Source organism: Mycobacterium sp. P2_H7, from assembly GCF_056403275.1.
The window spans coordinates 1-371 of record NZ_JBFUFU010000080.1 but is presented as its reverse complement, the minus strand read 5'-3'; the positions used below and the strand labels follow the sequence as shown (position 1 = coordinate 371).

General features: G+C 71.2%; 1 pseudogene. It reads right to left on the bottom strand.

Going from position 1 to position 371, the window contains the following annotated elements:
* Window positions 1-371: pseudogene (locus AC1DY7_RS31440) on the bottom strand (HNH endonuclease); the annotation flags it as partial.

Genomic DNA, 371 nt, shown 5'->3' with positions numbered 1-371 from the left:
CGTGTGTGCGGTGCGGCTCGGCGTGGTCGCGGTGGCGGATGGGGGCGTCGCAGTAGGGGGTGCGGCAGGTTTGGTCGCGCAGTCCGATGAAGGCGGCCAACCCTTTCGGGAAGATCCGGGCCCGCGATTCCATGGCGACCAGCTGTCCGCTGTCGGGATGGCGGTAGAGGCGCCGCAGGGTGGCTTTTGCGCTGTCGTCGTGTGCGGCGTCGCCGACGAGGGTGCAGGCGAACCCGGCGGGCACGGGTCCGTAGCCGTCGAGCCAGGCGGGTTCGTCGTCGTCGCCGGCGAGGGTGGTGTCGGCCATCACGAGGTGCAGTGCGATCGGGGCGGGTTGTTCGGCGGGGCGGCCGGTGATGCGTTGATGCGTT